Annotated in this window: 19 protein-coding genes; 10 read left to right on the top strand and 9 right to left on the bottom strand. The window is 66.1% G+C overall.

Annotated elements, in window-relative coordinates:
* The first annotated feature begins 67 nt into the window (after positions 1-67).
* The gene (locus tag K5H97_RS24720) at positions 68-469 is read left to right on the top strand and encodes a nuclear transport factor 2 family protein (RefSeq protein ID WP_028689544.1); all 402 of its coding nucleotides are present in this window, start codon (positions 68-70) and stop codon (positions 467-469) included.
* A 6-nt stretch (positions 470-475) separates the two neighbouring features.
* On the opposite strand, the gene K5H97_RS24715 is transcribed toward K5H97_RS24720, so the two are convergent.
* Entirely contained in the window at positions 476-1,351 is an 876-nt protein-coding gene (locus K5H97_RS24715) for a helix-turn-helix domain-containing protein (protein WP_028689545.1), read from the bottom strand.
* Between the two features lie 222 nt (positions 1,352-1,573).
* Between K5H97_RS24715 and K5H97_RS24710 the strand changes: the two genes are divergently transcribed.
* Positions 1,574-2,476 (top strand): DMT family transporter, encoded by a 903-nt coding sequence (locus K5H97_RS24710; RefSeq protein WP_028689546.1) that lies wholly within the window; start codon positions 1,574-1,576, stop codon positions 2,474-2,476.
* A gap of 54 nt (positions 2,477-2,530) precedes the next feature.
* On the opposite strand, the gene K5H97_RS24705 is transcribed toward K5H97_RS24710, so the two are convergent.
* Together K5H97_RS24705 and K5H97_RS24700 are read right to left on the bottom strand one after the other, a co-directional pair.
* Positions 2,531-3,505 (bottom strand): 2-hydroxyacid dehydrogenase, encoded by a 975-nt coding sequence (locus K5H97_RS24705; protein ID WP_028689547.1) that lies wholly within the window; start codon positions 3,503-3,505, stop codon positions 2,531-2,533.
* Between the two features lie 226 nt (positions 3,506-3,731).
* Positions 3,732-4,679 carry a LysR family transcriptional regulator gene (locus K5H97_RS24700; RefSeq protein ID WP_028689548.1) on the bottom strand — a complete coding sequence of 316 codons (948 nt, stop codon included), beginning with the start codon at positions 4,677-4,679 and terminating at the stop codon, positions 3,732-3,734.
* Between the two features lie 180 nt (positions 4,680-4,859).
* On the opposite strand from K5H97_RS24700, the gene K5H97_RS24695 reads away from it, so the two are divergent.
* From K5H97_RS24695 to K5H97_RS24680, 4 genes are read left to right on the top strand one after another with little or no spacing between them, the layout of a single operon-like run.
* Positions 4,860-6,386, top strand: coding sequence for an efflux transporter outer membrane subunit (locus K5H97_RS24695; protein WP_028689549.1), 1,527 nt, complete (start codon positions 4,860-4,862; stop codon positions 6,384-6,386).
* Positions 6,383-8,560: an FUSC family protein gene (locus tag K5H97_RS24690; protein WP_028689550.1), complete on the top strand. Its 2,178-nt coding sequence runs from the start codon at positions 6,383-6,385 to the stop codon at positions 8,558-8,560. The genes K5H97_RS24695 and K5H97_RS24690 overlap by 4 nt, the downstream gene beginning before the upstream one ends.
* The gene (locus K5H97_RS24685) at positions 8,550-8,750 is read left to right on the top strand and encodes a DUF1656 domain-containing protein (protein WP_028689551.1); all 201 of its coding nucleotides are present in this window, start codon (positions 8,550-8,552) and stop codon (positions 8,748-8,750) included. The genes K5H97_RS24690 and K5H97_RS24685 overlap by 11 nt, the downstream gene beginning before the upstream one ends.
* Positions 8,751-8,760: 10 nt before the next feature.
* Positions 8,761-9,621: an efflux RND transporter periplasmic adaptor subunit gene (locus K5H97_RS24680; RefSeq protein ID WP_028689552.1), complete on the top strand. Its 861-nt coding sequence runs from the start codon at positions 8,761-8,763 to the stop codon at positions 9,619-9,621.
* Between the two features lie 101 nt (positions 9,622-9,722).
* Here the strand turns inward: K5H97_RS24680 and K5H97_RS24675 are convergent, their stop codons facing one another.
* On the bottom strand, positions 9,723-10,181 hold the full coding sequence (locus K5H97_RS24675; protein ID WP_028689553.1) for a universal stress protein: 459 nt from the start codon (positions 10,179-10,181) through the stop codon (positions 9,723-9,725).
* A 230-nt stretch (positions 10,182-10,411) separates the two neighbouring features.
* Between K5H97_RS24675 and K5H97_RS24670 the strand changes: the two genes are divergently transcribed.
* From K5H97_RS24670 to K5H97_RS24655, 4 genes are all read left to right on the top strand, one after another.
* Positions 10,412-11,347 carry a LysR family transcriptional regulator gene (locus tag K5H97_RS24670; protein ID WP_028689554.1) on the top strand — a complete coding sequence of 312 codons (936 nt, stop codon included), beginning with the start codon at positions 10,412-10,414 and terminating at the stop codon, positions 11,345-11,347.
* Positions 11,348-11,641: 294 nt separating this feature from the next.
* The gene (locus K5H97_RS24665) at positions 11,642-13,183 is read left to right on the top strand and encodes an MFS transporter (RefSeq protein ID WP_028689555.1); all 1,542 of its coding nucleotides are present in this window, start codon (positions 11,642-11,644) and stop codon (positions 13,181-13,183) included.
* A 26-nt stretch (positions 13,184-13,209) separates the two neighbouring features.
* Positions 13,210-14,271, top strand: a complete 1,062-nt coding sequence (locus K5H97_RS24660) for an HlyD family secretion protein (protein ID WP_028689556.1) — start codon at positions 13,210-13,212, stop codon at positions 14,269-14,271.
* Entirely contained in the window at positions 14,268-15,704 is a 1,437-nt protein-coding gene (locus tag K5H97_RS24655) for an efflux transporter outer membrane subunit (protein ID WP_028689557.1), read from the top strand. Before K5H97_RS24660 ends, K5H97_RS24655 begins: the two co-directional genes overlap by 4 nt.
* Positions 15,705-15,775: 71 nt before the next feature.
* Here the strand turns inward: K5H97_RS24655 and K5H97_RS24650 are convergent, their stop codons facing one another.
* From K5H97_RS24650 to K5H97_RS24630, 5 genes are all read right to left on the bottom strand, one after another.
* Positions 15,776-16,588: an SDR family oxidoreductase gene (locus tag K5H97_RS24650; protein ID WP_028689558.1), complete on the bottom strand. Its 813-nt coding sequence runs from the start codon at positions 16,586-16,588 to the stop codon at positions 15,776-15,778.
* 29 nt (positions 16,589-16,617) lie between these two features.
* Complete coding sequence (locus K5H97_RS24645; protein WP_028689559.1) at positions 16,618-17,082, bottom strand: hypothetical protein; 465 nt, start codon at positions 17,080-17,082, stop codon at positions 16,618-16,620.
* A gap of 156 nt (positions 17,083-17,238) precedes the next feature.
* On the bottom strand, positions 17,239-18,693 hold the full coding sequence (locus tag K5H97_RS24640; RefSeq protein ID WP_028689560.1) for a mannose-1-phosphate guanylyltransferase/mannose-6-phosphate isomerase: 1,455 nt from the start codon (positions 18,691-18,693) through the stop codon (positions 17,239-17,241).
* 35 nt (positions 18,694-18,728) lie between these two features.
* Positions 18,729-19,376, bottom strand: a complete 648-nt coding sequence (locus K5H97_RS24635) for an alginate O-acetyltransferase AlgF (protein WP_028689561.1) — start codon at positions 19,374-19,376, stop codon at positions 18,729-18,731.
* Between the two features lie 20 nt (positions 19,377-19,396).
* Complete coding sequence (locus tag K5H97_RS24630) at positions 19,397-20,548, bottom strand: alginate O-acetyltransferase (RefSeq protein ID WP_028689562.1); 1,152 nt, start codon at positions 20,546-20,548, stop codon at positions 19,397-19,399.
* Positions 20,549-20,558 lie beyond the last annotated feature (10 nt).

Genomic DNA, 20,558 nt, shown 5'->3' with positions numbered 1-20,558 from the left:
TTACCAGTAGACGCTTGCCTGGGCCGATTCGAAGATGGCAACCACGGATGCTCAGGAGACCAACTACATGAAGAAGCCAAACCCATGCCCCAAGGCGATCAGTCGTTATGTGAAGGGCTGGACGCGGCGCGATGCCGAGCTCCTGGCAAGCGCTTTTTCGCGCAAGGGTATTTATGTCGACTCGCCCCACCCAATGCTCGATCGCAAGTCACTGCCCGCGTTCCTGCGCAATGTGTCCTGGCGAAACTTTCCTGACATGACGTTCGACACGCTGGGTATCTACGGTGACGGTCAACGTTTTACCTGGGAGTGGGTGATGCACGTGACGGGTAGCGGGGTCATTGCCGGTTCGGAAAACAAGAAGATCGCGGTGCCCGGGGTCGACCTTCTCGAGATGAAAGGCAACAAGATCAGGCGAGCGATGACTTACTTTGATCGCAAGGCACTGTGGGACGCTGTGCTCAGCTGATCGTGCTCATCCGCGCAAGGCCTGGCGATAGGCACCTGGCGTCGCCCCAAGTGCCTGCCTGAATCGATTGCTGAAATGGCTGGCACTGGCGAAGCCGCACAGCAGCGCCACTTCACCCAAGGGTTGCGTACCCTCTCGCAGCAACTGGCAGGCACGGTACAGGCGTCGGGCCAGCAGGTACTGATGCGGCGGCAGACCGAAGCTTGCCCGGAACATCCGCGCGAAGTGGTATTCGGACAGGTTGCAGCGCAGCGCCAGCTCACCCAGCGTCAGCGGCTGTTCGAGGTTGGCCTCGATATAGTCCGCCAGTTGTCGGCGCTGGTGCGGTGCCAGCCCGCCCTTGAGTTTCAGCCCCTGGCGCAGGCCGACCTGGTTGAGCACGGCGTGGTCGATGATGTCGTGGGCCAGGCTGCTGGCCAGCAGGCGTTCGCCGGGCTCGGACCAGTCCAGGCCGATCAGCTCGCGAAAGCGTCGGGCCTGCTGCGGGTCGTCGAGGAAGGTCGCCTCGCGCAGTTGCATCTCCCGGGGCTCGCGGTCCAGCAGGCGGGTGCAGCCGAGGGCGAACTGTTCCTCGCTGATGTACAGGTGGGCCAGGCGGATCGAGCCGTTGATTATCCAGTTCGACTCATGGCCGGCGGGCATCACGCACAGCTTGTCCGGCGCGCCGCGATCGCCAGGGCGCTGGCGGCGGAAGGTGCCGGTGCCGTCGGCGATGTAGCACGACAGTGTGTGGTGGCTGGGCGCCTGGTAGTCGCGGGCATCGTCGCGGTTGCTCCACAAGGCCGCCGCCAGCCCGTCGCCCAGGTGCGCGCTCAGCTCCAGCCGGGCGTGGGGCGAGGCGTTCAGGACGTTGAAGACCTGCAGGTGATCGAGTGGGGGCATGGGCGGTTCCTCTGCTGGCCATCGTACTGCGCTGGCGTCGGGATGGCAGCTAGCAGGGGAGGAAAAGCGCAAGTTTATGCAAGCGCCGAACAGCAATGGCGCAAGAAACTGGGCTTATGGGGTTTTCATCGCGGGGCAAGCCCGCTCCCACCGAGGTCGCATGCGCCCTGTGGGAGCGGGCTTGCCCCGCGATAGGCCTGATACCTGTCGAGGGAGTCCATCATGAACCTGTCGCTCTACCTGCTCACCGTCCTGATCTGGGGCACCACCTGGATCGCCTTGAAACTGCAGTTGGGCGAGGTCGCCATCCCGGTGTCGATCGTCTACCGCTTCGCCCTGGCCGGGCTGATCCTGTTCGCCTTCCTGCTGCTCACCCGCCGCCTGCAACCGATGAACCGGCGTGGTCACCTGGTGTGCCTGGCCCAGGGCTTGTGCCTGTTCTGCGTCAACTTCATGTGCTTCCTAACTGCCAGCCAGTGGGTCGCCACCGGCCTGATCGCCGTGGTGTTCTCTACCGCCACGTTGTGGAACGCCATCAACGCGCGGATCTTCTTCGGCCAGAAGATCGCCGCCAATGTGCTCGGTGGCGGAGCCCTGGGCCTGCTCGGCCTGGGCCTGCTGTTCTGGCCGGAGCTCTCGCACCACGCTGCCAGCCGCGAGACCTTGTATGGCCTGGGGCTGGGCCTGCTCGGCACACTGTGCTTCTCGGCCGGCAACATGCTCTCCAGCGTGCAGCAGAAGGCCGGGCTCAAGCCCATGACCACCAATGCCTGGGGCATGCTCTATGGCGCCTCGATGCTGGCGGCGTACTGCCTGGTCAAGGGCATTCCCTTCGATATGGAATGGAACGCCCGCTACATCGGCTCGCTGCTGTACCTGGTGATCCCGGGTTCGGTGATCGCCTTCACCGCCTACCTGACCCTGGTCGGACGCATGGGGCCGGAGCGGGCAGCCTATTGCACCGTACTGTTCCCGCTGGTGGCGTTGAATGTGTCGGCATTCGCCGAGGGCTACCAATGGACGGCGCCGGCGTTGCTCGGGCTGGTGGCGGTGATGGCGGGGAATGTGCTGGTGTTTCGTAAACCGAAGTCCAAGCCAGTCGAAGGGATGCTGGCCGTCAAGTAACCACGGCCCTGTCGCGGAGCCCCGCGACAGGGCCGGTACGTCGGGCTGAACGTATCAGCCCTTCCACACCTGGGGATTCACAAGGTCCCGCGGCCGCTCGCCCAGCAGCGCCGCCCGCAGGTTGTCCAGCGCCCGGTTGGCCATGGCCTCACGGGTCTCGGCGGTGGCTGAGCCGATGTGCGGCAGGGTCAGGGCGTTGGGCAGCTTGAACAGCGGCGAGTCGCCTAGCGGTTCCTTCTCGTACACATCGAGCCCGGCACCGCGGATCGTGCCGTTCTGCAGGGCCTCGACCAGCGCCGCCTCGTCCACTACAGGTCCGCGGGCAATATTGATCAGGAACGCGTTGGGCTTCATCAGTTGCAGCTCGCGGGCGCCGATCAGCTTGCGGGTGGCCTCGGACAGCGGTACCACCAGGCAGACGAAATCGGCTTCGCCCAGCAGTGCCTCCAGGCTGCGGAACTGCGCGCCCAGTTCCTGTTCCAGCGCGGTCTTGCGGCTGTTGCCGGTGTACAGCACCTGCATGTTGAAACCGAAGCGGCCACGGCGGGCGATGGCCGCGCCGATGTTGCCCATGCCGACGATACCCAGTGTCTTGCCGTGCACATCACAGCCGAACTGCGCCGGCCCCACGGTAGCCTGCCAGTGGCCGGCCTTGGTCCAGGCGTCCAGTTCGGCGGTGCGCCGGGCACAGCCCATGATCAGGGCGAAGCCCAGGTCGGCGGTGCTTTCGGTGAGCACGTCGGGGGTGTTGGTCAGGGCGATACCGCGCTCGTTGAAGTAGTCCAGGTCGTAGTTGTCGTAGCCGACCGAGACGCTGGACACCACCTCCAGCTTGCCCGCGCCTTCGAGCTGCGCGCGGCCGAGCTTGCGACCGACGCCGATCAGGCCGTGTGCCTCGGGCAGGGCTTCGTTGAACTGGGCACTGATGTCGCCGAGTTTCGGATTCGGCACGATCACGTTGAAGTCTTGTTGCAGGCGCTCGGCCATGGCCGGGGTAATGCGGCTGAAGGCCAGGACGGTCTTTTTCATCGGACTGCTTCTCTGCAAGGCGTGAGGTGGAATCGGGCAGAAGAGCGGGGCCGCTGTGCGGCCCTTTCGCGACGCAAGGCCGCTCCTACAGGTACCGCGTGATCCTGTAGGAGCGGCCTTGTGTCGCGATGGAGGGCGAAGCCCTCCCATGGTCCTGTCTGCCAGACGCTGGAATCAATGGTTAGCAACCTACCATTGTCTCCACCCCCAATGCAGCCGCTTTTTTTTAGTTGGCGATCAGCAGCTCATGGGTCTTCAGGTCGGCCTCATGGGCGGCAAGGATCTCCGGCAGCGAATTGCGCAGGTACTCGACCCAGGTCTTGATCTTGGCATCCAGGTACTGGCGCGACGGGTAGATCGCGTACAGGTTCAGTTCCTGCAGGCGGTATTCCGGCATGATCCGCACCAGGCTGCCATCGCGCAGGCCGTCGATGGCCGAGTAGATCGGCAGCACGCCCACGCCCATGCCGCTGCGGATCGCGGTCTTCATCGCGTCCGCCGAGTTGACCTGGAACGGCGAGGTGGTGATGTTGACCATCTCCTGGCCTTCCGGCCCGTCGAACAGCCACTTCTCCAGCGGGATCACCGGGCTGACCATGCGCAGGCAGGCATGCTTGAGCAGGTCGGCCGGCTTGTGCGCGCTGCCGTGGCGGGCCACGTACTCGGGCGAGGCGCAGACGATGCTGTAGGTGATGCCCAGGCGCTGCGAGACGAAGCCCGAGTCCGGCAGCTCGCTGGCCAGCACGATGGACACGTCGTAGCCCTCGTCCAGCAGGTCGGGCACGCGGTTGGCCATGGTCAGGTCGAAGGTGACGTCCGGGTGCGACTCGCGGTAGCGGGCGATGGCATCGACCACGAAGTGCTGGCCGACGCCGGTCATCGAATGCACCTTCAGTTGCCCGGCAGGGCGAGCGTGGGCGTCGCTGGCCTCGGCCTCGGCTTCTTCCACGTAGGTAAGAATCTGTTCGCAGCGCATCAGGTAGCGCTTGCCGGCCTCGGTCAGCGCGATGCGCCGGGTGGTGCGGTTGAGCAGGCGGGTTTGCAGATGGGCTTCCAGGTTGGAGACCGCCCGCGACACGTTCGCGGTGGTCGTATCCAGTTGCGCCGCGGCAGCGGTGAAGCTACCGAGCTGGGCCACGCAACTGAAAGCACGCATGTTTTGCAGGGTGTCCATGGGTCACTCTCGGTTTAGAGGACAAAATTGTGACATGAAGTTGCGGAATTCCGCTTCCGACTAAAGCCGGATTATCGCTGTTTTGGTAACAAAGATTCGCAGGAATCTGCGCTTATCGCCAATGAAACCCGCCCCTAGAATTGCCCGGCCCCTTCACCTCTTCCTTGGGAAATCGCAGCTGTGCCGCGTCGCCACATCAGAGCGCTCCATGCGTTCAGTGCCTGTGCCCTTTGTCTCACCTTGAGCGGCTGTATCGGAACCTGGGGCATCGCCCCGCAAAGCAATACCCTCCAAGCCAACCAACTGACCACCGACGCCGCGATCCGCGAGGCCGCGCGCGACGCCCACTGGCCGGCCCAGCAATGGTGGCGCGACTATGGCGACCCACAGCTCGACGCCTGGATCGCCCAGGCGCTGGCCGGCAGCCCGAGCATGGCCATGGCCGCCGCGCGGGTGCGGGAAGCCAAGGCGATGGCCGGCGTGGTCGAGTCGGCGGAAAAACTGCAGGCCAATGGCAACGCCACGCTCAAGCGCCACAACTGGCCCGAGGATCAGTTCTACGGCCCGGGCGCGCTGTCCGGCGCCAACACCTGGGACAACAACGCCGCCATCGGCTTCAGCTACGCGCTGGACCTGTGGGGCCGCGAGCGCAATGCCAGCGAGCAGGCCGTGGACCAGGCACACATGAGCGTCGCCGAGGCACGCCAGGCTCAACTGGAGCTTGAGAACAACGTGGTGCGCGCCTATATCCAGCTCAGCCTGCATTACGCCCGGCGCGATATCGTCCAGGCCGAACTTGCGCAGCAGGAGCAGATCGTCGCCCTGGCCAAGCGTCGCCTCGACGGCGGCATCGGCACCCATTTCGAGGTCAGCCAGGCCGAGGCGCCGTTGCCGGAAACCCACCGCCAGATCGACAGCCTCAACGAGGAGATCGCCCTGACCCGCAACCAGCTGGCCGCCCTGGCCGGCAAGGGGCCGGGGGAGGGTGCCAAGCTGCAACGCCCGACTCTGACCCTTGGCGCGCCGCTGAAACTGCCGTCGAACCTGCCCGCCGAACTGGTCGGCCAGCGTCCCGACGTGGTCGCCAGCCGCTGGCAGGTGGCGGCCCAGGCCCGTGGCATTGACGTGGCCCACGCCGGCTTCTTCCCCAACGTCGACCTGGTCGGCGGCCTTGGCTTCATGGCCACTGGCGGCGGCCCGCTGGAGTTCCTCACCGGGCGCAAGTTCAACTACAACGTGGGGCCGGCCATCAGCCTGCCGATCTTCGACGGCGGCCGGCTGCGCTCGCAATTGGGCGTGGCCTCGGCGGGTTATGACGTGGCCGTGGCGCGCTACAACCAGACGGTGATCGGCGCGTTGAAGAACATCTCCGACCAGCTGATCCGCCGCGAGTCGATGAAGGAGCAGGCGCACTTCGCCGCCGAGTCGGTAGCCGCGGCGCAGAAGACCTACGACATCGCCACCGTCGCCTTCCAGCGTGGCCTGACCGATTACCTCAACGTGCTCAACGCCCAGACCCTGCTGTTCCGTCAGCAACAGGTGCAGCAGCAGGTGCAGGCCGCGCGCCTGGCCGCCCACGCCGAGCTGGTCACCGCCCTGGGCGGCGGCCTGGAGGCGGGCAAGGACGTGCCGGATGAGCAGCGTCAGGCCGCACCGAAAACCCCGGCCACCCTGGCCATCTTCGATCAGCCGGACCACGCCGAATGAGCGCATCGAGCTTGCCCCTGCGCTGGCTGCGGAGCCTGGAATGGCGCCGGGGTTTCTTCGCCTGGGCGCGCACCGACGGGGTCACCTGGGTCTACATCTTCAAGGTGCTGGCCGCCGCGTTCATCACCCTGTGGCTGGCCATGCGCCTGGAGCTGCCGCAGCCGCGCACGGCGATGATCACCGTGTTCATCGTCATGCAGCCGCAGAGCGGCCATGTGTTCGCCAAGAGCTTCTACCGGGTGCTCGGCACCCTGGCCGGCTCGGCGATGATGGTCGCGCTGATGGCGATCTTCCCGCAGAACACCGAGCTGTTCCTGCCCAGCCTGGCGTTGTGGGTCGGCCTGTGCTCGGCGGGGGCCATGCGCTACCGCACCTTCCGCGCCTATGGCTTCGTGCTGGCCGGTTACACGGCGGCGATGATCGGCCTGCCGGTGTTGCAGCACCCTGACCAGGCGTTCATGGCGGCGGTGTGGCGGGTGTTGGAGATCGCCCTGGGGATTCTCGTCTCGACCTTCGTCAGCGCCGCGATCCTGCCGCAGTCGGCCAGTGCCGCCATGCGCAACGCCCTGTACCAGCGCTTCGGCGTGTTCGCCGGGGTGGTGGTCGAGGCGCTGCGCGGCGACAGCCAGCGCGACCGCTTCGAGACCAGCAACGTGCGCTTTGTCGCCGAGGCGGTGGGCCTGGAGAGCCTGCGCAACGTCACCGCCTTTGAAGATCCGCACATGCGCCGACGCTCCGGCCGCCTGGTGCGGATGAACAGCGAGTTCATGGCCATCACCACGCGCTTCAACGCCCTGCACCGGTTGCTCGAGCGCCTGCGCGCCCGTGGCCCGCTGCAAATCGTCAGCGCCATCGAGCCTGGCCTGGGTACCCTGGCCGAGTTGCTGCAGCCCTATGTAGGCCGGGCGTTGACCGATGCCGACGCGCTGCGCCTGGCCCTGGAACTGGGCACCTACAAGGAAGGCCTGCAGGCCCAGGTGCGCGGCCTGCGCGCCGAGTACCTGCAGACCAACCCGAGCGAGTCCGATCTGCTCGATTTCCACACCGCCTTCGAGCTGCTCTATCGCTTCGTCGACGAGATGTACAGCTATGCCGAGACCCATGCCTCGCTGGCCGTGCACAAGCACGAACGCGAGCAGTGGGACGAGCCCTACGTGGCCCAGACCAGTTGGCTGGTATCGCTGGCCGCTGGCGTGCGCGCCTCGGCGGTGCTGCTGTTGCTGGGCAGCTACTGGCTGCTCAGCGACTGGCCCAGCGGCGCCATGATGACCCTGATCGCCACGGTCACCGTGGGCCTGTCGGCGGCCTCGCCGAACCCCAAGCGCATGTCGTTCCAGATGGCCTGTGGCACGGCGATCGGCGCCTTCGTCGGGTTCTTCGAGACGTTCTTCGTGTTTCCCTGGATCGACGGTTTTGCGCTGCTGTGCATGGTGCTGGCGCCGGTGTTCGTGCTTGGGGCGTTCCTCGCTTCGCGCCCGGCCTATGCCGGTTACGGCCTGGGCCTGCTGGTGTTCTTCGCCATCGGTTCGGTGCCGAACAACCTGACGATCTACGACCCCTACACTTTCATCAATGACTACATCGGCATGGTCATCGGCATGTTCGTCTGCGCCGCGGCCGGGGCGATCATCCTGCCGCCCAACAGCCGCTGGCTGTGGAGCCGCCTGGAACAGGAACTGCGCGAGCAGGTGCTGTTCGCCATCGGCGGGCGCCTGCGCGGGTTGGGCTCGGCGTTCGAGAGCCGCACCCGCGACCTGCTGCACCAGGCCTATGGCCTGGCCGCCGGCAAGCCGCAGGTGCAGAGCGAGTTGATGGGTTGGATGTTCACCGTGCTGGAGATCGGCCACGCCATCATCGAACTGCGCAAGGAGCAGGATCGCGCGCCGATCCATCCGGCCTACGCCGAGTCGCAGCCCTGGCGCCAGGCCATCCGCGTGATGGGCCGGGCCCTGGCGCGGCTGTTCCTGCAGCCCAGCGCCAGCAACCACGAGCGCGCCCTGGTGGCGGTGGACCACGCCATCAGCCGCGTGCAGGCCACCGACGAACCCTTCGCCCGGCACTTCGACACCTCGGTGCTGCGCCGGGCGCAGAGCTACCTGCACTTCATCCGTTCCTCCCTGCTTGACCCACAGTCGCCGCTGGCACCGGCGAAAGGAATGCACCATGCCCCGTGAGATCGCCTTCCATGGCGTGTACATGCCCACCATGACCTTGATGTTCCTGTTCGCCCTGGGCCTGGCCTGGGGCCTGGACCGGTTCATCGCAAGCGTTGATGGCTATCGCTTCTTCTGGCACCCGGCGCTGTTGCGCCTGTCGCTGTTCGTCTGCCTGTTCGGCGCCCTGGCGCTGTCGCTCTACTGGTGAGAATCCTGCAATGAAAAAGTTCTTCAGCCTGATCGCCACCCTGCTGGTGCTGGCCGCCGCCGTGGCGATCGGCCGCCAGTTGTGGCTGCACTACATGACTACGCCATGGACCCGCGATGGCCGGGTGCGCGCCGATATCATCAACGTCGCCGCCGATGTGCCGGGCTATGTGGTGGACGTCCCGGTCAAGGACAACCAGCGGGTGAAGAAGGGCGACGTGCTGATCCGCATCGACCCCGAGCACTACCAGCTGGCGGTGGACCAGGCCAAGGCGCTGGTGGCCTCGCGCAAGGCCACCTGGGAGATGCGCAAGGTGAATGCCAAGCGCCGCGCCGATCTGGACAACCTGGTGATTTCGAAAGAGAACCGCGACGACGCCAGCAATATCGCCAGCTCGGCACTGGCCGACTACCAGCACGCTCAGGCCCAGCTCGCCGCTGCCGAGCTGAACCTCAAGCGCACGCAGATCGTCGCCACCGTCGATGGCTACGTGACCAACCTGAACATCCACAAAGGCGACTATGCTCGCACCGGCGAGGCGGTGATGGCGGTGGTGGATGAGCAGTCGTTCTGGGTGTATGGCTTCTTCGAGGAGACCAAGCTGCCCCACGTGAAGGTGGGCGATGTGGCCGAGTTGCAGATGATGAGCGGCGAGCGGATCAAGGGGCATGTGGAGAGCATTGCCCGTGGCATCTACGACCGCGACAACCCGCAGAGCCGTGAGCTGATCGCCGACGTGAACCCGACCTTCAACTGGGTGCGGCTGGCGCAGCGGGTGCCGGTGCGGATCCATATCGATGAAGTGCCGGATGGGTTCCTGCTGGCGGCGGGGACCACGTGCACGGTGGTGGTCAAGGCGAGCGCGGAGTGATCCAAGCAGACCATCGCGGGGCAAGCCCGCTCCCACGAGTATGAGGATGCTCTGGGAGCGGGCTTGCCACGCGATGGTGGCGGTGAGCTTATCGCGAGACTTCAGCCAACGTCAGTCGGCACGCCTACCAGAACGGGTACATGTGCCCGATCAATCACCTTGGCACTGATCGACGGATCCAGCAGCCTTCCGACCCGCGACAAGTGGCGGTGGCCGATGATGATCAGCTCGCATTCAAGCTCCCGGGCCTTGGTGATGATCGCCTCCACCGGCTGGCCGGCGACCATGCAGCCCAGGCTTTCGAAGCCGGCTTCGCACAGGATGCCCACGGCGCTGTTCACGGCGTGCTCGGCCAATTGCTGTTCGTCGCAGGCGGCGGGGTACTCCTCCAGCTCCTCCTCAGTGTAGGCCGTGCGGTGATCGTGCACGGCGAAGGTCGAGTCGATGGCCAGCAGCACGTGCAGGGTGTGTTCGCCCGGGCGGCAGTAGCGGCGGGCTAGGTCGAGCAGGGCGTGGCTGGCGGGGGAGGCGTCGATGGCGATCAGGACCGGGTGGGGCATGGGCAATCCTTTGGAGAATGGATGGCAGTGTTGGCCTCATCGCCGGCAAGCCGGCTCCCACAGGGAGATGCGCTGCCAGTGGGCGCCGGCTTGCCGGCGATGAGGCCACACCATTCTCGGTTCATTCGCCCACATGGATAAATGGCCGCCCACGCACGGTGCCATTGCGCCTGACGCAATCCACCAACCTGATACCATCGCGTTTCCCACAGCTGTCACGGAAAACGGCCATGCAACTCCCGGACATGAACCTGCTCGTCGCCCTCGATGCCCTGCTCGACGAAGGCAGCGTGGTCGGCGCCGCCCAGCGCATGAACCTGAGCCCGGCGGCCATGAGCCGCACGCTGGGGCGCATCCGCGAGGCCATGGGCGACCCGATCCTGGTACGCGCTGGCCGTGGTCTGGTGCCGACACCACGGGCACTGGCCCTGCGCGACCAGGTCCGGGCGCTGGTGGAGCAGGCCGGTCTGGTGTTTCGCAGTGGCGACGAGGTCGACCTGCCGAACCTCGACCGGGCCTTCAACATCCGCACCAACGACCTGTTCATCGCCCTGTATGGCGCGCGCCTGCTGCACATGATGCTCGAGCAGGCGCCGAACACCGTGCTGCGCTTCGTCCCCGAGCACCAGGGCGACGATGACCTGGTGCTGCGCCACGGGCAGATCGACCTGGTGGTCAGTTCGAGTATCGACATGGGGCCGGAGATCAAGGTGCAGAGCCTGTTCGACACCTGGTTCGTCGGGCTGGCGCGGGCCGACCACCCGATCTTCGACGCCGAGATCACCCCGGAGCGCTTTGCCCGCTATCCGCAGATCAGCGTGTCACGACGCGGACGGGCCAACGGCCCCATCGATGTGGAGCTGGGTACCCATGGCGTGCAGCGCAGGGTGGCGCTGATCACGCCGAGTTTCCATTCGGCGATGTTCTCGTTGCCAGAGTCGGACCTGATCCTGCCGATGCCGGCGAACATCCTCGGCAGCGTGACCAAGTTCGGCCTGCCGCTGCGCTCGTTCGAGATCCCGGTGCCGCTGGAGCGGGTGCGGGTGATGCAGGCCTGGCATCCGCGTTTCGACAACGATCCGGCGCATCGCTGGTTGCGCCAGACCATGCGCGCCTGCTGCGCGGGCGAGCCCACGCCGGCCTCAAACCCTGCGCGTTCCCTGTAGGAGCGGCCTTGTGTCGCGAAAGGGCCGCAAAGCGGCCCCGACGATCTTTGCATGAACGCTGAAATCCTGGGGCTGCTGCGCAGCCCTTTCGCGACACAAGGCCGCTCCCACAGAGTCCCAGCAAGGCTCGAGTGCAACGGTGAACCGGTGGGAGGGGGCCCACGAAGCGGGCGCCGCCGATCTCCATGGATTGCGTCTGACGCAACATAAACCTGCCAACAAGTCAGTTTTCGTCAGTATTCGACCTACTTAGACTTGCTCCAGCCCTGAATTTGTTGCTGGAGATGTCTATCCATGAGTTCCCTGACCGCGCCCTGCGCCGCGCTGGCCGCCGCTCCCGCACCGGCCGCCCCCGCGCAGACGGCGTTCGGCCTGCGGGTAGTGGTCGGGCTGTTCGGCGTGTTGCTGGCGGTGCTGTGCGCCGGGCTAAACGAGGCGGTGACCAAGATTTCCCTGAGCGACATTCGTGGCGCCATGGGCATCGGCGCCGACGAAGGTGCCTGGCTGTTGGCGGTGTATGCCGCCGCCTCGGTCTCGGCCATGGCCTTCGCGCCCTGGCTGGCCACCACCTTCTCGTTGCGCCGCTTCACCATGAGCGCCGTCGGCGTGTTCGCCGTGCTTGGCCTGATCCAGCCCTTCGCCCCCAACCTGCATAGCCTGATGCTGCTGCGTGTGCTGCAGGGCTTCGCCTCGGGCGCCTTGCCGCCGATGCTGATGAGCGTGGCGCTGCGTTTCCTGCCGCCGGGGATCAAGGTCTACGGCCTGGCCTGCTACGCCCTGACCGCCACCTTCGGGCCGAACCTCGGCACGCCGTTGGCGGGCCTGTGGACCGAGTACGTCGGCTGGCAGTGGGCGTTCTGGCAGATCATCCTGCCCTCGCTGCTGGCGATCGCCTGCGTCGGCTGGGGCCTGCCCCAGGATCCGCTGCGCCTCGAGCGCTTCAGGCAACTGGACTGGCGCGGCGTGTTGCTCGGTCTGCCAGCGATCAGTTGCATCGTCCTCGGGCTGTCGCTGGGCGACCGCTGGGGCTGGTTCGACTCGCCGCTGATTTGCTGGCTGCTCGGCGTTGGCGTGTTGCTGCTGGCGCTGTTCATGTTCAATGAATGGTCCGAGCCGCTGCCGTTCTTCCAGTTGCGCATGCTCACGCGACGCAACTTGAGCTTCGCCCTGGTAACCCTGGCCGGGGTGCTGGTCGTGCTCTCGGGCGTGGGCAGCATTCCGTCCGCCTACCTGGCGCAGATCCAGGGCTACCGCCCGGCGCAGACCAGCCCGCTGATGATGCTGGTGGCCATGCCTCAACTGATCGCCCTGCCGTTGACCGCGGCGTTGTGCAACATCCGTGCGGTGGACTGCCGCTGGGTGTTGGCGATGGGCCTGGCCATGCTGGCGGCCTCGTGCGTGGGCAGCAGCCTGCTGACCTCGCAGTGGATCCGCGGCGACTTCTACCCGTTCTACCTGCTGCAGGTGTTCGGCCAGCCCATGGCGGTGCTGCCGCTGCTGATGCTGTCGACCAACGGCATGCCCCCGCAGGAAGGCCCGTTCGCCTCCGCCTGGTTCAACACGGTCAAGGGGCTGTCGGCGGTGATCGCCGGTGGTCTGCTCGATGCCCTGGGCACCCTGCGCCGGCATTTTCATTCCAACCACCTGGTCGACAGTCTGGGCAACGCGCCGCTGATCGACGACAACGCCGCTGGCCTGGCCAAGCGCATCCATGAACAGGCCCTGGTGCTGACCTCGGCCGACCTGTACCTGGTGATGGCGGGTATCGCCGTCGCCCTGATCTGCCTGATCCCCTTCGTGCCTACCCGGATTTTCCCGCCGCGTGCGGTGGCCTGATCCGTGGATGAATCCGAGACCTTGAAATGACCAACAAGCGCAAGACAATCCTTATCGGCTCGGTGCTCGCCGTGGCCGTGCTGGCCGCCATCGTCGGCCCCTGGATGTTCGGCAGCGACCATCGCCAGAGCACCAACGATGCCTATGTAACCGCCGACTACACCGTGGTCGCGCCGAAGGTGGCGGGCTTTATCAAGGAGGTGCTGGTGGAGGACAACCAGCAGGTGAAGGCCGGCCAGTTGCTGGCGACCATCGACCCGCGTGACTACCAGGCCGCCCTCGACGCGGCCCAGGCCCAGTTGCTGGTGGCCAGGGCGCAGAGCCTGGATGCCCGCGCCACCCTCGAGCGCCAGGCCTCGCTGATCGCCCAGGCCGAGGCCGCGGTGAAGGCGGCCCAGGCCGAAGCGGCCTTCGCCGATCATGAGGTGACCCGCTACAGCCGCCTGGCCGAGCAGGGCGCCGGCACTGTGCAGAATGCCCAGCAGGCGCGAAGTGGCGTTGACCAGGCCCGCGCCCGGCTGGCCAACACCCAGGCGGCGCTGGTGGCGACGCGCAAGCAGGTGGATATCCTCGGCGCCCAGGTGGCCAGTGCCGATGGCCAGCTGAAACGGGCCGAGGCCGGCCTGGAGAAAGCCCGACTGGATCTGTCCTACACCCGCATCACCGCGCCGGTGGACGGCATGGTCGGCGAGCGCGCCCTGCGTGTAGGCGCCTACGTAAACCCGGGCGCGCGGCTGTTGTCGGTGGTGCCGCTGGCGCGCGCCTACATCGTCGGCAACTTCCAGGAGACCCAGTTGACCCATGTGCAGCCGGGCCAGCCGGTGAGCATCAGCGTCGATACCTTCTCCGGCGAGAAACTCCACGGCCGCGTCGAGAGCATCGCCCCCGCAACGGGCGTGACCTTCGCCGCTGTGAAGCCGGACAACGCCACCGGCAACTTCACCAAGGTGGTGCAGCGCATTCCGGTGAAGATTGTCTTCGACGACGGCCAGCCGTTGCTGGAGCGCTTGCGGGTGGGCATGTCGGTGGAGGCGGTCATCGACACCCAGGGTGACACGCTGGCCGGTAAAGAGGTGACTGCGCGATGAAAGCGGCATCACGCTTGAGTCCTTTGCTGCTGGCCATGTTGCTTGCCGGCTGCACACTAGGACCGGACTTCCAGAGCCCGCCCAGCGAAGCGCCTCAGGATTGGGCCTCGTTGCAAGGTGAGGCCGCGGCCAGCCAGCCGGTCGCCGAGCCAATGGAACTGCGCTGGTGGGACAGTTTCCACGACGCCCAGTTGAGCGCGCTGATCCAGAAAGTCACCGAGCGCAACCTCGACCTGCAGATGGCCAGTGCCCGCCTGCTGCAGAGCCGCGCCTTGCGCAGCACCGTGGCGGCTGACGAGATGCCCACGGTGGATGCAAACGCAGGTTACAGCCGGGCGCGCAACAGCGCCGAAGGGTTGAACGACCCCTCCGGCAAGGCCGGCAAGTCGGCGTACAACTTGTGGCAGGGTGACCTGGTCGCCGGTTGGGAACTGGACCTGTGGGGGCGCGTGCGCCGCCAGGTCGAGGCCGCCGACGCGAGCGTGGCGGTGGCCGAAAACGACCGCCGAGGCGTGCTGTTGGCGCTGTTGTCGGAGACTGCCGGCAACTACATCCAGCTGCGGGCCGTGCAGCACACCCTGGATATCACCCAGGACAACCTCAAGGTCGCCCGGCACAGTCTGAAACTGTCCCAAGGCCGCCAGGCCGAAGGTGTCGCCACCCGGCTCGATGTCGCCCAGGCCAGCGCCCAGGTGGCATCGATCGAGGCGCGCCTGCCGACTCTGGAGGCGCGTCGCGACGACCTGATCAATGCCCTGAGCCTGCTCGCCGCCGAACCGCCGCGCTGTTTGCAGGCCCAGCTGCTGCAAGGCGGTGAGCTGCCCGCGCCGCAGCAGCGTTTCGCCATCGGCGTGCCGTCGGAGCTGGCCGAGCGCCGCCCGGATATCCGCCAGGCCGAGGCCCGGCTGCATGCGGCCACCGCCAGCATCGGCGTGGCCAAGGCCGATTTCTATCCAAGCATCCGTCTGTCCGGGAGTGTCGGTTTCCAGGCCATGCAACTGTCCGATTTCGGGGCCTGGGACTCGCGCCGGTTCGCCTTCGGGCCGCAGCTGTCGTTGCCGATCTTCGAAGGCGGTCGGCTCAAGGGCCAGCTGGAGCTTCGCGAGGCCCAGCAGCAGGAGGCGGCGCTGAACTACCGCAAGGTGGTGCTGGGCGCCTGGCATGAGATCGACGATGTGCTGCGTCTGTACAACGCCAGCCAGTTGCGCCGTGATCACCTGGCCGAGGCGGTGCGGCAGAACCGCATCGCCCTGGAGACCGCGCAGCGCCAGTACGTGGAAGGGGCGGTGGACTTTCTCAACGTGCTGACGGTGCAGTCGGCGTTGCTGGCCAGCGAGGAGCAGTGGATCGACAGTTCGGCGGCGGTATCGCAGGCGCTGGTGGGGCTGTACAAGGCGCTGGGTGGCGGCTGGCAGGCGTTCGATCAGGTCTGAGCAGTATCGCGGGGGCTCCCAGGTATGCGTAGGAGCGGCGGTGCGCCGATGCGACTTGCCCCGCGATGACGTCAGAGCGGTCGCAATAATCCGAAGCGCTTGCGCAACACCCAATCCAGCAGGCGCTGCGGCAACAGCCGGGCCATCAACGGCAAGGCCGTGCTGCCATTGCCGATACGCACCAGCGCAGGCACCGGCGACTTGCGGGTCGCCGCCAACAATCCCTGGGCAAACACCGCCGCCGGTGTCGGCCGATCCTGCGAGGCCCTCGCCCGGGCCTGAACTTGCTCGCGCAGCGGCCACCACGGCGAACTGCTCGCCAGCACCTGCTCGGCCTGCTGTTGCGCATTGCTGGCGAACTGCGAGGCGATCGCGCCCGGCTGCACCTCCATGACCCTGACCCCGAAAGGCGCCAGCTCCAGGCGCAGGGCATCGCTCAGCCCGTGCACGGCGGCCTTGGAGGCACAATAGGCACCGGCGAAGGGCGTCACCAGCACACCCGACACGCTGCCGATGTTCACCACCAGCCCCCGGGAACGGCGCAGCAGCGGGAACAGTGCCTGGGTCACGCCGACCAGGGCGAAGACATTGGTCTCGAATTGCTGGCGCATGGCCTCGACGCCGCCGTCGAGCAGCGGGCCCATGGCGCCGTAGCCGGCGTTGTTGATCAGGATGTCGAGGCTTTGCAGCTCCTCGGCCAGACGGGCGAGGGCTTCTGCGTCGTTCACGTCCAGTTGACGGGCATTGAAACCGGCGGCGGCCAGTTGTTCGACATCCTGTGCCTTGCGGGCGGTGGCCCAGACTTCATGGCCGGCATCGCGGAAGGCGTCGGCCAGGGCGCGGCCGATGCCGCTGGAACAACCGGTGATCAGGACGGTGGGCATGGGGCGGGCCTGTGTTCGGAAGAGAGGATTCAGTTGGCGAATGTACCTTGCAGGTGCTCGGCACGGAACTCCAGTGTTTGTGGCCGATAGCCCGAGCGCAGCGGTGGCAATGGCAGGCAATCGGTCCATTCGGCGCCCGGCTGCAGTTCCCCGGGGCCACGATAGCGCGGTGCGGCGTAGGTGTTCTCGGCCAGGTTCACGGTATCGCCCGGCGCATAGGCGCCGACGCGCCAGCGCAGTTCACTGAGCGGGACTTGGTTGCCGTTCTTCATGCGCACCTGCAGGGCGCGGTCGGCGGGGCACTGGTCGGGGGCGTAGACCAGGCGGATATCGAGGCGGGCCAGTTGCGAGGCTTCGCGGGTGTCCTGCCAGACCACGTACAGCGCCACCAGCCCCAGGCCACAGACGCCAGCCATGGAAATCGGCAGGGCCTTGGCCGGGTAGCGCAGCAGCAGGACCAGCCAGGTGAGAACGAGCAGGGCGCCGATGATCATGGTGGGGCAGGCCTTGGTGGCGGGGGTTCGATTATCTTGGAGCGCCGAGCTGCAAGCTGCAAGCCACAAGAAAAAGCGAAACGGCGGCGAATCGAACATTTCGATTCACCGCCGTTTCGCTTTTTCTTGCCGCTTGCAGCTTATGACTTGCGGCTGTTACTGCGCGATGGTCTTCACCGAAACCCCACGCTCCACTGGCGTCGAAGTCCGCCCATACACATCCTCGAACCGTTCGATATCATCCTCGCCCAGGTAGCTCCCGGACTGCACCTCGATGATCTCCAGCGGGATCTTGCCCGGGTTGCGCAGGCGGTGCACCGAGGCGATGGGAATGTACGTGGACTGATTCTCGGTGAGCAGGAACACGTTCTCGTCGCAGGTTACTTCGGCGGTGCCGGACACCACGATCCAGTGCTCGGCACGGTGGTGGTGCATCTGCAGCGACAGGCTGGCGCCGGGTTTGACGGTGATGTGCTTGACCTGGAAGCGCCCGCCCATGTCCACCGAGTCGTACGAGCCCCACGGGCGGTACACCTCCAGGTGGTTCTGGGTTTCCGTGCGGCCCTGGGCGTCAAGGGTGTTGACCAGCTGCTTGACCCCCTGAACCTTGTCCTTGTGGGCGATCATCATGGCGTCCTTGGTCTCGACCACCACGATGTTCTCAAGGCCAATCACCGACACCAGCTTGCCGTTGCCGTGAATCATGCAGTTGCGGCTGTCCTGCACCACCACGTCGCCCTTGGTGACGTTGCCGTCGGCATCCTTCTCGTGCACGTCCCACAGCGACGACCAGCAACCGACGTCGCTCCAGCCGGCCGACAGCGGCACCACGCAGGCGCGCTGGGTCTTCTCCATTACCGCGTAGTCGATGGAGTTGTCCGGGCAGCAGGCGAAGGTGGCTTCGTCGATGCTCAGCGCATCGGTGTCCTCCTGGCTGCGCTCCAGGGCCAGCAGGCAGGTGTCGTAGATGTCCGGGTCGTGCTTTTTCAGCTCTTCGAGGAAGCGGCTGGCGCGGAACAGGAACATGCCGCTGTTCCAGAAGTAGCCGCCGGCGCGGACGAACTCGTTGGCGCGCTTCTCGTCGGGTTTCTCGACGAACTGCGCGACCCGCGCCACGCCCTCGGGCAGCAGCGCGTCCTGGCTCGAGCGGATGTAGCCGTAGCCGGTCTCGGGCTTGGTCGCCGGTACGCCGAACAGCACCATCTCGCCGCGCTCGGCGGCCACGGTGGCCAGGGCCAGGGCGCGTTGCAGGGCCTTCTGGTCCTCGATCACGTGGTCGGCCGGCAGCACCAGCATCAGCTCGTCACGGCCTTCGTTGACCAGTTTCATTGCAGTCATGGCCACCGCCGGCGCGGTGTTGCGGCCGAACGGCTCCATGAGGATGGCCTGGGTTTGCAGTTGCAGTGCGTTCAACTGCTCCTGGACGATGAACTTGTGGTCCTTGTTGCAGACCACGATAGGCGTGTCCATGCCATCGAACACCAGGCGTTCGATGGTCTGCTGGAACAGGGTGTGTTCGCCGGTCAGGGCCAGGAACTGCTTGGGGAACTGCTTGCGCGACAGAGGCCACAGACGCGAACCGCTACCACCAGAAAGAATTACCGGGATCATCATGTTTCTCCAATAGTCATTTAGAGGCAGGGGAATCAGTTGCTAGCCACGGGGCGAGTGACCCATACCGGCGACAGGCTATTGCCGGAACCGGTGACATACAGCACGGCGGCTTCGCCGCGCGCCAGGGCGACGGGTTTGACGTCGCCGACTTTCTTGTCGCCTTGATACAGGGCCAGGTTGACCTTGACCGGGTTGATCTCGCGCTCGCCACGGCCCTTGGCGGCCACCGGGCTGACCACTTCGGTCTTGCCGTCGGCGGTCTTCAGGGTCAGCGACTGGTCGCTGAGGTTCTGCACCCGCACCAGGGCCTTCTGCTTGTTCTTGAACGGCGGCTCTTCGATAAGCTGCGGGTTGCCGCTGCTGCTGTTGACCAGGGTGTAGTACTTGTCGGCGGCGAGCTTCACCGGGACGCTCTTGCCGCCGACCTGGGCGGTGTAGTCACCGCCGGGCAGGAAGCTGAAGTCGCTGCTGGCCTGGGCGCCGACCTGCTTGATCTGGGTGTTGCCGACCGACGCGGCGGCGGGGCTGCCGGCGGCGTTGTACAGGCGCACGAAGGTCGAGCCTTTCGGCGCGCTCGGGCCATAGAGGGCGGCATCGGCGCCGGCGAAGGCCTGCAGCGAGGCCAGGGACAGGCCGGCGGCGAGGGTGAGGGCTTTGGCAATGGAAGTCTTGGTGGTCATGTGCGTATTCCTCTCTATCTTCAGTGGTCCGTCCGATTGGACGACAGGGCCAGGTTTTCTTCGGATTGACGGGAGTTCTTCAGCTGCGCGATCCACTGCGGATCGAAGGCGCTGAGGTCGTTCTTCATTGGCAGATACCGTTCGGGGAATTCCCACACCACGACCTGTGGCGGGGCGTTCTTGAAAGCGTCGCTCTGCAGGTACTTGAGCATCGGCAGCAGCGGGCCGTGGCCGTCCTCGGCGTAATTGGCGACGTCGCTGTGCAACGCCTGCTGCAGGGCGCCGAGGAAGTTCCAGTGCGGGTTGGCGCTGTAGCTGGTGCCCACCAGCGCCACCGGGATCCGGCTGTCGGTGAACAGCGCATCGTCGCCTTCGGCCTGCACCGGGTGGGTCTTGCGTTGTTGCAGGGTGTCGGGAGTGGGTAGCAGGTTGCTGAACAGTGGATCCAGCGGCAGGAAGTTGGTCAGGTCGCCCTTGTACGGCGCGCTGGCGCCGGCCTCGGTGATGTACGCCTGGGGCTCGCCGGTGAGCAGCTGCTGGCGATCGACGGCTTCGGCCAGCGATTGCGCGACCACTTCGGCGCCCATCGGCGTCCAGTGGGTGTCGGTACGCAGGAACACCTGGCCGCGGGCCTTGGCCTGCTCCAGCGGCGCCAGCAGGTCGGGGGCGAACACATTGGCCTGGCGCGCCTGGGCGTGGAACTGGTTGAACAGCTCGTCGTGCAGGCTGGCCGGCGCCTCCTTGCCGATGTATTCGGAATAGAGGCGGGCCTTGGCCGGGACGATCGCCAGCACCAGTTGCACGCCCTGGCGTTGCAGTGCGTCACGCACTCCACGCACCAGTGCCAGGTTGTCCTGTATCTGTTGCTGCGCGCCGGCGGTGGGCTTGAACTCCTCGTCGGTGAACAGCCACTGGTCGCGGCCCAGCACCACGCCGGGGCGGCCTTCGTTGAACAGTTTGAAGTCCAGCGCGGCCCACAGGTTGGTGCCAACGCGCTTGATCGGGAACTGCTCGTCGTAGTGGGTCTCGGCGGCCTTGGCCAGCTTGCCGTCGAGCAGGGTCATCTGCCCTGTGCGGTTGAAACTTTCCAGCCCGCCGACCGACCATGCGCCCAGCCCGACCAGCAGGCCCATGAACGTCAGCGAATAGGTGATGCGAAGTGTCCGGTTCATGATTCAGGCC

It is taken from the genome of Pseudomonas mosselii (assembly GCF_019823065.1).
GTDB classification, from domain to species: domain Bacteria; phylum Pseudomonadota; class Gammaproteobacteria; order Pseudomonadales; family Pseudomonadaceae; genus Aquipseudomonas; species Aquipseudomonas mosselii.
The sequence above is the reverse complement of the archived record's forward strand: the minus strand, read 5'-3'. Positions and strand labels throughout refer to the sequence as shown.

Coding starts and splice junctions, on each gene's coding strand:
- K5H97_RS24720 (WP_028689544.1), top strand. CDS start 68: ATGAAGAAGCCAAACCCATGCCCCAAGGCGATCAGTCGTTATGTGAAG.
- K5H97_RS24715 (WP_028689545.1), bottom strand. CDS start 1,351: ATGCCCCCACTCGATCACCTGCAGGTCTTCAACGTCCTGAACGCCTCG.
- K5H97_RS24710 (WP_028689546.1), top strand. CDS start 1,574: ATGAACCTGTCGCTCTACCTGCTCACCGTCCTGATCTGGGGCACCACC.
- K5H97_RS24705 (WP_028689547.1), bottom strand. CDS start 3,505: ATGAAAAAGACCGTCCTGGCCTTCAGCCGCATTACCCCGGCCATGGCC.
- K5H97_RS24700 (WP_028689548.1), bottom strand. CDS start 4,679: ATGGACACCCTGCAAAACATGCGTGCTTTCAGTTGCGTGGCCCAGCTC.
- K5H97_RS24690 (WP_028689550.1), top strand. CDS start 6,383: ATGAGCGCATCGAGCTTGCCCCTGCGCTGGCTGCGGAGCCTGGAATGG.
- K5H97_RS24685 (WP_028689551.1), top strand. CDS start 8,550: ATGCCCCGTGAGATCGCCTTCCATGGCGTGTACATGCCCACCATGACC.
- K5H97_RS24680 (WP_028689552.1), top strand. CDS start 8,761: ATGAAAAAGTTCTTCAGCCTGATCGCCACCCTGCTGGTGCTGGCCGCC.
- K5H97_RS24675 (WP_028689553.1), bottom strand. CDS start 10,181: ATGCCCCACCCGGTCCTGATCGCCATCGACGCCTCCCCCGCCAGCCAC.
- K5H97_RS24670 (WP_028689554.1), top strand. CDS start 10,412: ATGCAACTCCCGGACATGAACCTGCTCGTCGCCCTCGATGCCCTGCTC.
- K5H97_RS24665 (WP_028689555.1), top strand. CDS start 11,642: ATGAGTTCCCTGACCGCGCCCTGCGCCGCGCTGGCCGCCGCTCCCGCA.
- K5H97_RS24660 (WP_028689556.1), top strand. CDS start 13,210: ATGACCAACAAGCGCAAGACAATCCTTATCGGCTCGGTGCTCGCCGTG.
- K5H97_RS24655 (WP_028689557.1), top strand. CDS start 14,268: ATGAAAGCGGCATCACGCTTGAGTCCTTTGCTGCTGGCCATGTTGCTT.
- K5H97_RS24650 (WP_028689558.1), bottom strand. CDS start 16,588: ATGCCCACCGTCCTGATCACCGGTTGTTCCAGCGGCATCGGCCGCGCC.
- K5H97_RS24645 (WP_028689559.1), bottom strand. CDS start 17,082: ATGATCATCGGCGCCCTGCTCGTTCTCACCTGGCTGGTCCTGCTGCTG.
- K5H97_RS24640 (WP_028689560.1), bottom strand. CDS start 18,693: ATGATCCCGGTAATTCTTTCTGGTGGTAGCGGTTCGCGTCTGTGGCCT.
- K5H97_RS24635 (WP_028689561.1), bottom strand. CDS start 19,376: ATGACCACCAAGACTTCCATTGCCAAAGCCCTCACCCTCGCCGCCGGC.
- K5H97_RS24630 (WP_028689562.1), bottom strand. CDS start 20,548: ATGAACCGGACACTTCGCATCACCTATTCGCTGACGTTCATGGGCCTG.